At 38.8% G+C, this 15,123-nt stretch carries 13 protein-coding genes; 8 read left to right on the top strand and 5 right to left on the bottom strand.

The annotated features are described in order from the left end of the window. On the bottom strand, window positions 1-1,389 hold the full coding sequence (locus BM161_RS04355) for an ATP-grasp domain-containing protein (protein WP_074930714.1): 1,389 nt from the start codon (window positions 1,387-1,389) through the stop codon (window positions 1-3). A 115-nt stretch (window positions 1,390-1,504) separates the two neighbouring features. On the opposite strand from BM161_RS04355, the gene BM161_RS04360 reads away from it, so the two are divergent. Then, window positions 1,505-2,311, top strand: a complete 807-nt coding sequence (locus tag BM161_RS04360; protein ID WP_074930715.1) for a CE1 family esterase — start codon at window positions 1,505-1,507, stop codon at window positions 2,309-2,311. Here the strand turns inward: BM161_RS04360 and BM161_RS04365 are convergent. The 3 genes from BM161_RS04365 to BM161_RS04375 are packed head-to-tail and all read right to left on the bottom strand — an operon-like array spanning window position 2,280 to window position 5,757. Continuing rightward, window positions 2,280-3,728, bottom strand: coding sequence for a hypothetical protein (locus tag BM161_RS04365; RefSeq protein WP_143090496.1), 1,449 nt, complete (start codon window positions 3,726-3,728; stop codon window positions 2,280-2,282). The genes BM161_RS04360 and BM161_RS04365 overlap by 32 nt on opposite strands. Then, complete coding sequence (locus BM161_RS04370) at window positions 3,712-4,800, bottom strand: DUF58 domain-containing protein (RefSeq protein WP_074930717.1); 1,089 nt, start codon at window positions 4,798-4,800, stop codon at window positions 3,712-3,714. The genes BM161_RS04365 and BM161_RS04370 overlap by 17 nt, the downstream gene beginning before the upstream one ends. Window positions 4,801-4,803: 3 nt before the next feature. Continuing rightward, a complete protein-coding gene (locus BM161_RS04375; protein WP_074930718.1) occupies window positions 4,804-5,757 on the bottom strand; it encodes an AAA family ATPase in 954 nt (317 codons plus the stop codon). Between the two features lie 35 nt (window positions 5,758-5,792). Between BM161_RS04375 and BM161_RS04380 the strand changes: the two genes are divergently transcribed. The 7 genes from BM161_RS04380 (at window position 5,793) to BM161_RS04410 (ending at window position 14,509) form a co-directional block, all read left to right on the top strand. Continuing rightward, window positions 5,793-6,017 carry a hypothetical protein gene (locus BM161_RS04380; protein ID WP_074930719.1) on the top strand — a complete coding sequence of 75 codons (225 nt, stop codon included), beginning with the start codon at window positions 5,793-5,795 and terminating at the stop codon, window positions 6,015-6,017. Continuing rightward, window positions 6,017-7,372, top strand: coding sequence for an MATE family efflux transporter (locus BM161_RS04385; protein ID WP_074930720.1), 1,356 nt, complete (start codon window positions 6,017-6,019; stop codon window positions 7,370-7,372). Before BM161_RS04380 ends, BM161_RS04385 begins: the two co-directional genes overlap by 1 nt. 97 nt (window positions 7,373-7,469) lie before the next feature. Then, window positions 7,470-9,614, top strand: coding sequence for an HD-GYP domain-containing protein (locus tag BM161_RS04390; RefSeq protein WP_074930721.1), 2,145 nt, complete (start codon window positions 7,470-7,472; stop codon window positions 9,612-9,614). Window positions 9,615-9,658: 44 nt separating this feature from the next. Then, window positions 9,659-10,585, top strand: a complete 927-nt coding sequence (locus tag BM161_RS04395; RefSeq protein WP_074930722.1) for a ribonuclease Z — start codon at window positions 9,659-9,661, stop codon at window positions 10,583-10,585. Window positions 10,586-10,593: 8 nt separating this feature from the next. Beyond that, entirely contained in the window at window positions 10,594-11,337 is a 744-nt protein-coding gene (locus BM161_RS04400) for an ABC transporter ATP-binding protein (protein WP_074930723.1), read from the top strand. Window positions 11,338-11,340: 3 nt separating this feature from the next. After that, window positions 11,341-13,566, top strand: coding sequence for a GldG family protein (locus BM161_RS04405; RefSeq protein WP_074930724.1), 2,226 nt, complete (start codon window positions 11,341-11,343; stop codon window positions 13,564-13,566). After that, complete coding sequence (locus BM161_RS04410; RefSeq protein ID WP_074930725.1) at window positions 13,547-14,509, top strand: DUF4340 domain-containing protein; 963 nt, start codon at window positions 13,547-13,549, stop codon at window positions 14,507-14,509. Before BM161_RS04405 ends, BM161_RS04410 begins: the two co-directional genes overlap by 20 nt. On the opposite strand, the gene BM161_RS04415 is transcribed toward BM161_RS04410, so the two are convergent. Continuing rightward, window positions 14,479-15,081: a CPBP family intramembrane glutamic endopeptidase gene (locus tag BM161_RS04415; RefSeq protein ID WP_177206204.1), complete on the bottom strand. Its 603-nt coding sequence runs from the start codon at window positions 15,079-15,081 to the stop codon at window positions 14,479-14,481. The two genes, BM161_RS04410 and BM161_RS04415, sit on opposite strands and share 31 nt — an antisense overlap. Window positions 15,082-15,123 lie beyond the last annotated feature (42 nt).

Consider the following 15,123-nt stretch of genomic DNA (forward strand, 5'->3'; position numbering starts at 1 on the left):
TTAGACTTCACTAACGGTAAAGTCTTTCTCTTCAATGATCTTTTTTGCCTGGAGAATAATTGCGTCGCCGGGAAAAAGCTCTTCGAACCTGGCGACTGCATTATGTAAAACCGATTTTTCCTCGGCAACTATTATACACTCGCAAAAGCCTTTTTCGCGTTCCTGTTTTGCGGCAAGGTCATTAGTTTGATTTAGAAGACAAACACCGGGAATCTGAAGAATTTTTTTCATCTGATTTTCAGACATCAGGGGGAGCTTCAGACTCATTACAAACTTGTTGATATCTGCGGTGATTTCGACAGGCTCAATCACCGTATTTTTTTGATCAACCACCGTATTTTTTTGATCAATCACCATATTATACATTATCTCAAAAACACTCATGCCGAGCATACACGAATAGGTATAACTCATTCCGCTGAGTCTTGGGTTAATCTCAATTATGTGCCAGTGTCCGTTATCATCTAAAATCAAATCAACCTGAGCCGCACCGCAAAGCCCAAGTCCCTCTGCCAGCTTCAACATCATTTCATACAAAGCCACAGGAAGCTCGCAAGGGCCAAGCTTTATGCTCTGTTTTGGACTTGTAATTCCATATTGATTTACGCTGAACTCAAACGGAGGGAGCACAGTATAGTTTCCAGGAGTTCCGTAAATCTCAAGACCAAACTGACGGCCCGTAATAAACTCTTCAATGAGTCTGTTAGAATTATTGCGCTTGGAATTAAGATATCCGGCAGCTTCACCGTAAGTGTGAACAACAGTCATTCCATACGAGCTCAAACCGGTTGTGTCTTTAATTATCAGAGGCAGATGAAGATTTTTGATTTGCGCAATTACGCTTTCCTTATAAACATTCCGCAAAACTTCTTTATTGCTTCCGGCGCAAAAATATAAATCGTGATCACAGAAAACTCCTGCCGGCACATTAAAGCCCAGCCGCGCCAGTTCATTATGGGTCCGCCATTTATCAAAACAGATAAGGGCTGTCTGTACGCTGTGACAGATTGTTCGCACTCCGGCCTCCCGCAGTTTTTCACCAATGATTGCATCGCTTACAGGAAGCCAGTCATAAGGCTCAATCCAGAAAGTCATTGCAATAGCAAGGTCGGGCTTATAGGAAAGAACAGTTTCTGTAAAAGTATCTGTATCAGTTTCGAGCGGAAGGTAACGGATATTTTTGAGAGCCGCGCCAGTTTCAATTTCCTGAGAACCTACAGAATCTTCAGGCAAAAACATTCCCGGCTTTTGAGTAACACAGAAGAACTCATCTTCCGGATGCGCAGCACAGAACTCCTGAAAGACCTGAGTATTCGAAGGCATCACAGTAATCTTAAAAGTCTTATCATCAAAAACATTAGAGTTCGTACTGTAAAAAACTATCCGCATATTCTTCCTCAAAACAATAACTCTATTTTACCGATTGTATGACTTCTCGACCACATTTTTTTATAATTTTTGATAATCATGCTATAATATTTCAAAACCTTATTTGGAGCAGAGTATGAAAAAACACCCGTATTTACAGTATTTATTTCTCATTGTACTTTCAACACTTTTTATAAGCTGTAAAGAAACCACGAATTATCAATATATTGTTAATCTGCCACAGCATTTTCAGGGAGCGCCGGTTGTATTTATGCTCCACGGTTATGGAAGCTCTGCAGAAAACTTTAAGGCTGACACACATTTTGAACAGGAAGCAAATGCCCGCGGCTACGCAGTAATTTACCTTACCAGTACAGATGCCGGCTGGAGCGCAGGGGCAGGAGCCGATAAAAATGATGATGTAAAGGCTATATGTGCACTCGCAAAATCAATTCAAAAAGAATTTCATTTTGATAAAAAACGAATGTATGTTGCAGGCTTCAGTAACGGCGGCTTTATGACACACAGACTTGTTGTTGAAGGAAAAGGAACTTTTGCAGGCGGTATCTGTGTAGCCGGTGATATGAGTAAAACTGTATGGAAAAGCCGTAAATCAAAAACCAAGGTAAGTTTTTTCCAGATTTCCGGTGAAAAAGACGATGCTGTTCCAAAAATCAGTAATGGCACTGCTAAATATGCCTACGACCCGGCAATTGAAGATGTAATGGAATACTATGCAACTTCTAACAGGCTAAATTTTGACGCCCCTGAAGTACAGAAAATTGGTTATGGTTCAACACTTACAAAGTACACAGGAGATAAATCAAAGAAGCAGGTATGGCATCTTCTTGTAAAAGATGGTCACCATGCATGGCCAAGTGTTACATTCAATAACATTGAAACCAATAACCTTATTCTTGATTTCCTTGATACTCAGAAATAACGCGGTTTACATTATCTATAAACTCTTTTTCTTCTTCGGATGAAAGAGTATTTTTATCGTACAGGGCCTTCTCAAAAAGAAGGCCTGCTTTATTTGCGGCAGACATTTTGAAAAGAGCAGTGTATTCTGCAGGAGCCAGTGTCTGGGTATACTTAATGCCTTGCGACTGACCGAAATCTATTAAACGCATAAAGTGTTTTGTGAGACGGTCAATTTCTTCAATCTTTTCTTTACTTCGCTTTGTCTTTTTCAAAAAATCCATCATTGTGTCGTGGAATTTCTTACTCTGAACAGTGGAATACTTATTTGATAAATCAGGGCTCTTAGCAAAGATGTATTTAAGAAAATCTATAAAATCATGCCATAATTCGCGAAGGAATTTGAAAAGACGGCCTTCGCTCCAGAATACTCTGAAATGTCTTGTAAAAAACGGTTTGATAAAAAAGTATAATGCACCACCAATCAAAGCAATAATTGCGGCGTATTTAATCAGCTCAAAAATCAAATCAATAATCCATGAAGGCTTTGATTCTTTGCCATAGAAATCATCATTTACAGGCTCAAAATCTGGAAGATTCAGATAATTCATTTCTGACATAATCTGAGGCTTTTTTTCTTTTGATTCCTTGTACTCTTCAACATATTTGATTTTGATTAGCGGAGTATCAGAAGAAATAACAGCAGCCGCGCCCCCCGAAACTGCAGCAATCAGTAAAACCGCGCCTACTAGCTTTTTGCCGTGGCTGATATAGTTTTTAAAACCAAGGAAGGCATAAAAAATATCATTCTTAAAAATACTTAGCATAAAGCAGCAGAAAAGCACGCTAATATAAAAGATGGCAACAAGCACTGTTGTAAGCGGTGTAAAATGACCTTCTGAAAGCTTTCCGAATACAAGAACAATAAACATTACCACAGACAGTGCAAACATAATTGCCTGCTGTCCTTTTATTTTTTCAGTTAAATCTATTGCTGAAAGATTGTTGTGAAAAAGATGCTGTTCAAGTTCTTTTCCTTCAAAGGTTTCACAGTCTGCGGTAAACTTGTCGTGGAAAATAAAGAGCTCATTGATTCCGGCCTGTAAAAAATACTGAATTGCTGTAAGAACAAGCAGTACATAAGGTGCATTTGTTTTGCCAGTAAAATAACAGACAACAAGCAAAATCAAAAGATAAAAAACAATGAAAACAATATGCATTGCAGGCTTGATTTTTTCGAGGGTAAAAATCTGCAGCACAATAGTAAAAATTATTCCAGAAGCGATGATAATCAGGTATGAAAACCAGTCTATGAGAACCCGGTCAACTTCGTAGTTATTGATTACTGTAGAAAATATAGAAGTTACAGTAAGCATTAATGACACTATTGTTGAGAAAACTAATATTCTTTCAAAAAGTCTGCTAAACCGATTTTCCATACTTTTTCATCATTCCTGTATTTTCTGTGTTTATATTTTCCTTATTTGCCTCAACCTTTGCAAAATAAGATTCAACTTCTCTAGGACCAATTACAAAAAGCAAAGTTCCCGCAGGCAGCTGATTTGTAAATTTCTTTACCGGGTCATATTCCAGTTTTCCGCCTTCCATCTGAATAACCGAAAGAATATCCAGAATGCAGTCTGCCTGATTCTGTCTTGGCGGCAGATATGGAAAATCTGAGCCGTAAGCTGCAAAACCACAGCGCTGACGAAGCACACGCGATTTTTCAACAATGCTTGCCGCAATCTCAATTGCTTTTTCCGAATAGTAGCGGCGGTTATGTAAATCATAATCTTCTTCTGCAAGATTTAGAAAAACAAAGAAAGGCGCATCAAAAGAATCTTCATACTGATTTGTATACAGTGAATCAAACTTAGCACTGGCACGCCAGTTTATACGCTTTTGTTCATCACCATTCTGATACTCGCGGATAGAACGGCGCATTGTAATATCTTCATAGCAGGGATTATTGATTTTTAGATGTCCCTGAGGAAAGCCCGGTATTTCATTTGTGATGAGTTTGATTCTTGCAGGTCTTACCGTAATTTCAATAGGAGAAGGAATCTCAACATTAATCAGAAAAAGCCCCAGAGGATCACTGGTTCTAATTCTTACAGGCCCGCCATGAAAAAGCCCGCGGTCCTGCGAAGAAACCGTGTAGCTTACATGCTTAAGCTCATGAGGGCGTAGTGAAGTAATTCCTTTATTGTTCTGATTGTAGATATAAAAGAAAGGGATATCATCAAAAAAATAAAGAATATGCGCCGTAAGCGGAGAATAATTTTTTAAGATAAAAGAGATATCTGATTTTTCCTTACACGCCAGTTTAATCTTATCTGTATCGCGCTCAATTTTAATTGTACGGCTCAATACCAGTGCATACAAAAATGAAATCAAAAATACAAAAAGCACTGAAAGACATACAAACTGTAAAAGCTTATACGGAGCTAAGAGGAAAAAGATTAAACTTAATGCAGAAGCAATATATACAAGAGGATTTACTTCAATCATATACTAGACATGTGCTTTGAATGCAGGAATTGGAACCTGAAGTATAATATCTCTGATGATTTTGTCTGCATCATATCCTTTAAGCAGAGAATCACTTGTAAGAATAATTCGCTTTCTGAAAACAGGAAGGGCAAGTAATTTTACGTCTTCTGGTGTAACAAAAGTACGTCCGTTTACAGCAGCATATGCCTGACAAGCCTTATACAAAGCAATTGAACCACGAGGTGAAACACCAGCGGCAATGCGCATATCTTCACGGGAAGCTTTTGCAAGCGCAATAAGATAGGCAAGAACTGCATCATCAACATGAACTTCAACAGCTTCTTCCATTGCTTCAAGAATATCTTTTTTAGAAACAACAGCTTTTACATTTTCTACAGGATGTACAAGACTTCTCTGAGCAGTAATAATCTGAGCTTCTTCAACATCACTAGGATAGCCCATAGAAAGAGTCATCATAAAACGGTCTTTCTGAGCTTCTGGCAGAGGGAAGGTACCTTCTGATTCAACAGGGTTTTCTGTAGCTAAAACAAAGAATGGTTTATCCAGAGAGTGGCGAACACCATCCACGCTTACCTGACCTTCGGCCATACATTCCAAAAGTGCGGACTGAGTTCTAGGAGTAGCACGATTTAATTCATCTACAAGAACAATGCTTGCCATAACAGGTCCGGCACGGAATTCAAAACTCTTTGAATCTGGAAGCCAAACAGAACTACCTGTTACGTCCGAAGGCATAAGATCTGGCGTACACTGAATGCGGGAAAACTCAAGGCCGGAAGCCTTAGCAACCGATTTAGCGAGAACTGTTTTACCTGTACCCGGAACATCTTCAAGAAGTACGTGACCGCCGGCAAAAAGGCAGGCAAGTACCATATCAACAACATCAGTGTTTCCCTTGAAAACCTGACATACTTCTTCTTTGATTTTATCTGAAACTTCTTTGATTTTTGACATAGATTAATTATATCATATTCATTAAAATACCCGCAATGACTAAAGATGATTTTCTTTTTCTTGTAGAAACTGAGACAATCCATGATTTCATATACAAGGGCAAAACTTATACCATTACTTACGATAAATCTCATGACGGACGTAAATGGATTATCTTTGGGGACATTGCAGATAAGCAGAAATACGACTCTGTAGGAGAGTTCCTCAACAAGGCTAAAATCGAAAATCATTTCTTTAAAGATATGCTGGATATATTCTAATGAACCGCACAAATCAAATTGATATGACAGAGGGCCCGATTTTCGGAAAGCTCCTCAAATTCTCTATTCCATTAATTGCCTCAAGCGTTTTACAGCTCTTTTTTAATGCTGCAGATGTAGTTGTAGTAGGCCGTTTTGCAGGAGACAACTCACTGGCAGCAGTAGGCTCAACAGGTTCTCTTGTAAATCTTTTGATTAATCTTTTTATGGGCCTCTCAGTAGGTACAAATGTCGTAGTTGCAAACTATTTCGGAGCAAAAAAGAAAAACGAACTTACAGACACAATTCACACCGCAATGCTTGTTTCTGTAATCAGCGGACTTATTCTTACTGTTGTTGGTGTGATTGGAGCAAAGCCAATTCTTACCTTTATGCAGTCTCCAGAAGAAGTATTGAATCTTGCAGCCATTTACCTGCGAATCTACTTTGGTGGAATTACAGCAACAATGGTCTATAACTTTGGAAGTGCGATTCTCCGCGCCAAGGGCGACACAAAACGTCCGCTTTATATTCTTTTTGGTGCCGGAATCTTAAACTTCATTTTGAACCTTGTTTTTGTTATCCCATTAAAAATGGATGTAGCTGGAGTAGGGCTTGCAACTGTAATTTCTCAGATTCTTGCAGCAATCCTTGTAATCATTCTTTTGATAAAAGAACCAGATGATTTTCATTTGAACCTGCGTAAACTCAAAATCAACCGCATGATTTTTATTCAGATTGTAAAAATCGGTCTCCCTGCAGGCTTTCAGGGAATTATGTTCAGTTTCTCAAATGTAATCATTCAGTCTTCTGTAAATACTTTTGGTGCAATCATAATTGCCGGAAACTCTGCTGCAATTAACCTTGAAGCCTTTATCTATACTGCAATGAACGGCTTTTCACAGGGCTCTTTGACCTTCTGTTCACAGAACCTTGGTGCCGGTAAAAAAGACAGAATCAGTAAGGTTGTATGGATTTCTCAGGCTTCTATTATTGTGATTGGCGGAGTCCTTGGTGCACTGTTTCTTCTCTTTGGAAGACAGCTTCTTGGAATCTTCTCTAAAAATCCTGAAGTAATTGATGCCGGCATGATCCGTCTCTGGATTATCTTTACAACATACTTCCTGTGCGGAATGATGGACGGAATGGCAAATTCCATCCGCGGAATCGGCCACTCACTTATGCCGGTAATTTCTTCGCTCCTCGGGGCCTGCATCTTCCGAATTATATGGCTGTTCACGATATTCCTTATTCCTCAGTTCCATACACCACAGACAATCTTCATTTCATATCCTATCAGCTGGATTCTTACGTTTATTGCAAATGTGATCTGGTATAATAAGTATATGAAGAAATTAAAAATATCTATTGCATAAGTAAAAAACAAAATATAGAATGCTAAGATAAAGTCTAAATCTATTTAAAAGTCTGTATTATTTAAAAGTCGCTAGTAATTTTATGATGGAGTGGCCGATGAAACATAGACCGGTGTTAGACTTTCTACGCAAAAATCAGAACCTATCTGCACTTTTTATCTGTAGCACAGCACTTTATCTTAACATCATATTATTCAAACTTGTAAACTATCTTGAACTTCCTCTTTATCTTGATACTGTTGGAACAATTATAATTGCCTCAATCGGTGGCTTTCTCCCTGGTGTAGCAGTAGGCTTTTTTACAAATATTATTAAAAGCTTTGATGATCCTGCATCACTTTATTACGGCGTATTAAATGTAATCATTGCCGTAATTGCAACCATTATAGCTAATCATAATTTTAAAAGAAAATGGCATAAAATTGTAGTTAGTATTTTATCATATTCTTTAATTGGTGGAGGGGTTGGTGCCCTTATTCCATGGTTTATGGAAGGCATAAGTTTTGACAGCGAGCAGCTTGGAACCATTCTTTATAATTCAGGTCTTAATAATCTGTTTTTTGCACATTTTTTTGCAAGCATTATTATGGACCTGCCGGATAAAATAATTACAGTTTATCTTGTTGAAACCACAATTCACTTTCTACCTGAACGTTTTTATAAATATGCAAGCTTCTGTATGTGGCTTCAAAAGCCTTTTCATAACGAAGAATTAAAGACTAAAGACCAGACAAAAGTCCGCGTTATTTCTGTGCGAATGAAAACTCTTCTTGCACTTATATTTGCCTTTTCAATTGTGGCCTTAGCGGGAACGAATATCAGTCTTTATATTTATCACAAATCCATAATGAATGACCATAAAAGGCTTGCCATGGGAACAGCTTCTCTTGCAGCAAAAATTATAGATGGTGATAAGATTGAAGAATATCTTGCAACTAACGGCACTACAGATGACTATAAGCAGACCAAGAAACTTCTAAAGGATATTCTCACAAGTTCTCCAGAAATCTCAAATCTGCACATTCATAAAGTTTTCTTTAAGGGCTTTCAGGTAGTTTTTGAGGTAGAAACTAATTTATCGGTTGCAGAAAAAATTGGCACTCTGATTCCATTTGATAAAGGCTTTGCACCGTTTATACCAAAGCTTCTTTCCGGTATGGAAATTGAACCAATCATATCAAATGATGACAGGGGAAATCTGCTTACGGCTGTTAAGCCAATTTTTAATTCAGAAGGAGAATGTGTCTGTTATGCAGTTGCAGATGTAAATATTAAAAAACTGCAGGCAGATGAACGAAGCTTCCTTGTTGAAGTTATTGCCGTATTCCTAGGCTTCTTCCTTTTAATGTGTACGTTCTCAGTATGGCTTAGTGATTATAATCTCGTTTATCCGATTAAAGCCATTACTACTCATGTTGATAATTTTGAGAATGCAAAAGGCTCGCAGACAAAGCTTGATAAGTACGTAAAAGAACTCAAAGAAGTTGATATTCATACGGGTGATGAAGTTGAGAAGCTGTTTAAATCTATCTGCCGAATGACCGAAAACCAGGTAGCACAGACACGAAGTATCAGACAGCTTTCTAATGAAACTGCTAAGATGCAGGATGGTCTGATTATGGTAATGGCAGACTTTGTTGAAAACCGTGACTCAGATACCGGTGCTCACGTTCAGAAAACTGCCGCCTATGTCAAAATCATTGTGGAAGGACTCAGGAAAAAAGGATACTACGCAGAAACAATTACTTCAAAATTCATGTCTGATGTAGTACGTTCGGCTCCTCTCCATGATGTTGGAAAAATCAAAATTCCAGACAGTGTACTCAATAAACCTGGCAAGCTTACTGATGAAGAATATGAGATTATGAAAACTCATACTACAGCCGGTAAGCAGATTATGGACAGCGTAATCAGTACTGTAGAAGGTGAGCACTATCTTAAAGAAGCACGCAACATGGCAGCCTACCATCACGAACGCTGGGACGGTAAAGGCTATCCGGAAAAACTTTCCGGCGAAGAGATTCCGCTTTCTGCACGTATTATGTCTGTTGCAGATGTTTTTGATGCGCTTTCCTCTCCACGTGTCTACAAGCCTGCTTTCTCACTTGAAAAGTCCATCGAAATTATTGAGGAAGGAAACGGCACTCAGTTTGATCCAAAGTGTGTAGAAGTCTTTGTAGCTTCCCTTGATAAGGTTAAGGCAGTATTGAAGATGTATAACCATGTAGAAGAGCAAAATTAAGGCCACCTGTTTTATTTTTCCTTATTTTCTGATATTATAGCCGCATGAACATGGAAGCTTTTATTCTGGGCTGCGGGGGAATGCAGCCTTTACCATATAGACATTTGACTTCAGTTCTTTTGAGGCGCGAAGGAAATCTTTTCCTTTTTGATGGCGGCGAAGGAACTCAGGTAAGCCTTAAGAGGCTGAATCTCAAATGGAAAAAAATCGACGCAATTTTTGTTTCTCACACACATGCTGACCATGTTACAGGCCTTCCTGGAATACTTATGCTTTCTTCTCAGGTAGACCGCACAGAACCGCTTTATATTTACGGTCCTCCAAAAATCAAAGAATATATCGAAACAAGCCGCCGGGTTCTGGATATGTATATTAACTATCCGATTGTAGTAAAGGAAATCACCGCGCCGTGCATTGTCCACTCTGGAAAAGATTTTTACATCCGCGCCTTTCCGCTTGAGCACACAAAAACCTGCGTAGGCTATACACTTGAAGAAATGGATCGCCCGGGCGAGTTCTATCCTGATAAGGCACGTGAGCTTGGCGTTCCTTGTGGACCACTTTGGTCTCAGCTTCAGCAGGGCTTTGAAGTAACAACTCCAGACGGACGTGTTGTAAAGTCTGAAGAGGTTGTTGGAAAAAAACGCAGTGGACGTAAGTTTTCTTTTGTAACCGATACGCTTTTCAAGCCTTCTATTATTGATGAGGTTCGCGGCTCAGATCTTCTTATCTGTGAAGGTATGTTTGAAAAAGAGCTCGAAGATCAGGCTAAAGAAAAAAAGCATATGACTGCAGTTCAGGCTGCAACAATTGCAAAAGAAGCAAATGTGCGCCGTATGTGTATGATTCATTACAGTCCGCGCTATACAGACAGAGAACTCCAGAAACTCCTGGAGGAAGCACAGGAAGTATGGCCACAGACAGAGCTTTCCCGCGACCGAATGCAGATTGATATTCCGTATATTGACTGAGTTCTAATATGATTGAACTGAAAGGTTTTTCAAAAAGCTATAATAAAAACAACGGTTTCGCAGTAAAAGACGTTTCCCTCACAATTAAAGACGGAGAAATCACAGGACTCTTAGGCCCAAACGGCTCAGGAAAAACCACACTTATAAAGGCTGTCTGTGGCTTTCATTTTCCAACAAAAGGAAGCATTACAATAACCGCGCCAGACAGAACCCGTTTTACAACAGATGATAATCCAGAACTCTGCATGAAATACCTTGGTTACGTTCCAGAAATTCCTCTTTTACCAAAGGATATGTATGTAAGTGATTTTCTGCGTTATGCAGCAGAAACACACGCAATTCCAAAAGATAAAATTGAAGAAGCCTGTACTCGGGTAATCAAAGAATGTAACCTCGAAAAATTTCTAAGCAAAAAGATTAGAACTCTTTCCAAAGGTCAGAAGCAGAGGGTAAGCTTTGCGCAGGCTATCATCCATAATCCGCCGAATCTTATTCTTGATGAACCTATAAGCGGTCTTGACCCTGCACAGATTATACAGATGAGAGAACTCATTCAGCGCCTTGCACAAACAAAGGCTGTTCTGATGTCTACACATATTCTGCAGGAAGTACGTTCCCTGTGTTCAGATATTTATATAATGAGTAACGGTAACATTACTGCAAGTGGCACAGAAGAAGAGATTTCAAAATCAGCCGGCACAAAAACACTCGAAGAAGCCTTCATAAAGCTTACTCAGTCAAACGGAGAATAGAAGATGAAGAGCTTTTTGAAAAGAAATCTTATAAACAGTATTAAGTCTCCGTCCTTTATAATTCTTTCAATTCTGTTTCCGGTAATTGCGGCAATCAATTATTTTATACGCGGACAGTTCTTTACCGGAAGCGGTACAACAGATTTAGTTTTGTTCTTTTCTGCGGTGCCTTACATCTGCATAATCGCAATTCCGTCTCTTTGCTATAAACAGAGTTTTTCAGTTTATGATGATTTTATTCCGCTCACAGAACTTCAAAGACAGGCTGCAGTTTTCCTTACACGACTGATTTTGTTTTGTATTCAGCTTGTACTTCTCCTGCCGGCAGTTTTTCTTGTAAACCTTTTTGGTTCAACAGACTGTGGACAGATTTTCACAAGTTTTATCTGCCTCATATTTTACGGAGCTGCAGTAATTGCACTGTGCGTTTTTATTCAGACAGCAATCTCAAATAAAATTACAAGCTATATTATTAGCGCACTTGTTCTTGTGATTTTCAATACAGCCCATCTGTTTGCACTTTATGTACAGCTTCCGGGCATTCTTGTTTCTTTCTTCCGTCTTTTAAGTTTTGCATGGCATTTTGATGCTGCGGGAAAAGGACTCTTTGATACAAGGGATATTCTGTGGCTTGCAGGCTGCACAGGACTTTTTATCTTTTTAAGTGATTCTGTTGTGCAGATTAAAAAGGGAAGACGTTTTAATAAGAATCTCAAACTGCGTCATATACTTCTTCCTGTAATCTGCCTGCTTGTTATGCTTAATGCAAACCGCTGGTACACAAGAATTGATTTTTCTAAAAACAAAACCTATTCAATTTCTAAATACACAAAGAGTCTTTTAAGCAGAGTTGAAAGCCCTGTAAAAATTACTTATTACCGTTCCTCTTCAATTGCAAAGCTTTATCCTCAGATTAGAGACGTTGCAGACTTCCTTACGGAATATGCAGCACAGAGCAGCAAGGTAAATCTGATTATTAAAGACCCGGACAAAGATGCTTCTGTTAGATCTATGCTTGAAAACTACGGAATTGCAAGCCAGCAGCTTAGAACCGTTTCTGGAACTTCTACAGAGTACCTTACAGTGTATTCTGCAATTGTTATTGAGATGGACGGCAATGCAGAGACCATTGGTTTTACAATGGCCGCAAATACTCTTGAATATGATCTGGACGGAAGACTCAAACATCTGCTTTCCGGAACTGTACGCAATGTGAATATTGTTGTGGGAAACGGTATGAGCCTTTCAGAAGATTACAGTTACGTTATGCCATGGCTTCAGTCTCAGGGCTTTATCTGTAATCCGATTTATATTGAAGACCCGGCCTTTAACGACCTGCTTTCTGGAACTACAGGCCCGCTTCTTTTACTTGGCGACAGTGAAATAAAAATTGATGCAGCAGTTGCAATTGAAAATTATATTTTACAGAACAAGGGCGGGGCGCTTCTTGCCCTGAGTCCTTACGTTGCTGATATTGAAAATACCTGGTACATCACTCAGGCTCCTCGAACTAATGTAGTTGAAATGGTTGAAAACTGGGGAGTACGTTTCTTGCCTCAGATAGTGGGTGATGTTTCAAGCGCACGAATTACAATGTATGCAGACGACAATAATCAAACTCAGCTTTTGAATTACCCCTTGTGGCCAAGCCTTATGTCTCAGCAGAATGCACCGCTTGGAATGACTTTGTTCTGGGCAACAGCTTTGGAATTACAGGACGAAAAGGCTAGTCCATATTTACTGAGTTCTCCATACGCTTATTTGATTGATGAAGATAAGGCAAGCCCTGAAAAGCTTTTCGAAACCAATCCATTCCTTTTGAAAGAAAGTAGTAATGGGGCGGCTTCTGCTTATAGTACTCAGGTTCTTGGAGTTGAGATTAGGGGAGCTCTGGAAGGGCTGTATAATGCGGGGGGCTCGGAGAACTCTCACATCATTGTAATTCCAGACCAGTATTTTGTAAGCACTCTGATGAATGGCTATATCGGTAGTGATTCCGGAGACTACAGAAACTTTGAGTTCCTTACAAACTGTTTATTAAAGCTCAATGGAGAAGAAGAACTAGCTGCTCTTCAAAGCCGAACAAGCCGTGACACAAGCCTTTATAAGGTTACGGATATTGTTCAGTTTAATACCTTGAGACTTATTACCTTTATAATCCTGTTTATCATTTTACCGCTTTTACTCATCGCTATTGGGGTGATTTTGAATGTTAAAAGACAAAAATAGTGCAAAAATCAACAAAAATTCAAAAATACTCATCGCTGTTGCAGCAATTCTCACAATCACATATTTTCTGTCTTTTACAAAAAGCTGCTCTTCAGCAGACAAAAGAGAAAAGGTAAAAACTGCTCTTGTAAATCAGAAATACAAAGAAAGCATAAAAGAAATCCTTTTGCAGGATGCAAGTGGAAGTATAAAACTTACAAATGAAGGTGATTTCTGGACTGTTGCCAGAATAACCGAATCTCAAAACGGGCCGCTTCAACTGCGAATTGATCTTCCTGCATCACAGGAAAGAATCAATAATCTTCTGGAAGAACTAACAAAGATTCGTAACTTGTATAAAATATCAGACAAAATCAATAAAAACAGCTCACTCGGACTCACAAACGGTACAGAATTTCATATCAGATATACCTGCGACGACAGCACCTTCCGCGAACTGATTTTTGGTAACCAGGATTTTTCTCTCAGTTCACGCTATATGATGACCGGTGAAAATACTCAGGTTTATGAAATTGATTCTTCTCTGGACACCTATCTTACAACCTCAGTTCAAAACTGGACAGAACCATTTATAATTTCACGACAGGTTTTAAACACAGACATACAGTCAATTGCAGTTACTTTTACAGATGAGACTAATCATAAAACTCTGAATAAACTTGACGGCAACTCAGCAGAGACAAATAAACTTCTAGACCTCAGACATGGCGGACTACCAACAAACGATCAGATACTGGACATCAAAGATACACTAATTACACTTAAGCTTGAAATTGAAAACGGAGATAAGACTTCGATAAAAATGAATATTAAGCCTTTTGATTCAGGAGAAACTTATCTGGTTGAAACTGTTTATTATGATTCAGAAGGCTGGCAGATTTATAATTCCTATTCAACAATCAGCAGCTGGACTTACAACAAAATCAAAGAGATTACATTATAAACAAAATGTGAAGTTACACACGGCCAGAGCCTGCCTGACTTTTTATAACAAAGTCTGAGTACAATATGGGCGAGGGCAGCATTCAATACAGGTATCCAGCCCATGTAGCGGTGAGCAAATGCAAAACAAACAAGCCCTAAAAGCTCGCAAAGAATTTTGCTGAACCGCCATTCTTTTTTTCTTGTTACCAGAAGATACAGCTCATCAATAAAATAAAAACGGTAAATCACTTCTTCAAAAAAAGCAGCACAGAGAAAATACAAAAGACAGAAGAACCATTCGAGAGCGCCCTGAGGTTTTACAATAAACTCTGAAGTTGCATGATCAGAAAAAACTGAATCAGAACCTGCAAGCTCAGATAAAAATCTGCTCAGTAAGGAAATTGCAAAAAGCATTCCAAAGGTGAATAAGACCGGGAACACATTTAACTTCTGCCATACGGTAGGAACAGAATTCTCTCCGTTATTATTTTCATAATAAAAATACAAAAGCATACTGCCAAGCAAAGCAATGGCAATTTTATAAAAGGGAAAGCCCCAGCTTACAAACAAAGGCTTTGATGCCGAGATCATTTCAGCAAAAAACGGAGGAATTATGAACAAAGAAAAAATAAG

It is taken from the genome of Treponema bryantii, from assembly GCF_900113965.1.
Lineage (GTDB): Bacteria > Spirochaetota > Spirochaetia > Treponematales > Treponemataceae > Treponema_D > Treponema_D bryantii_A.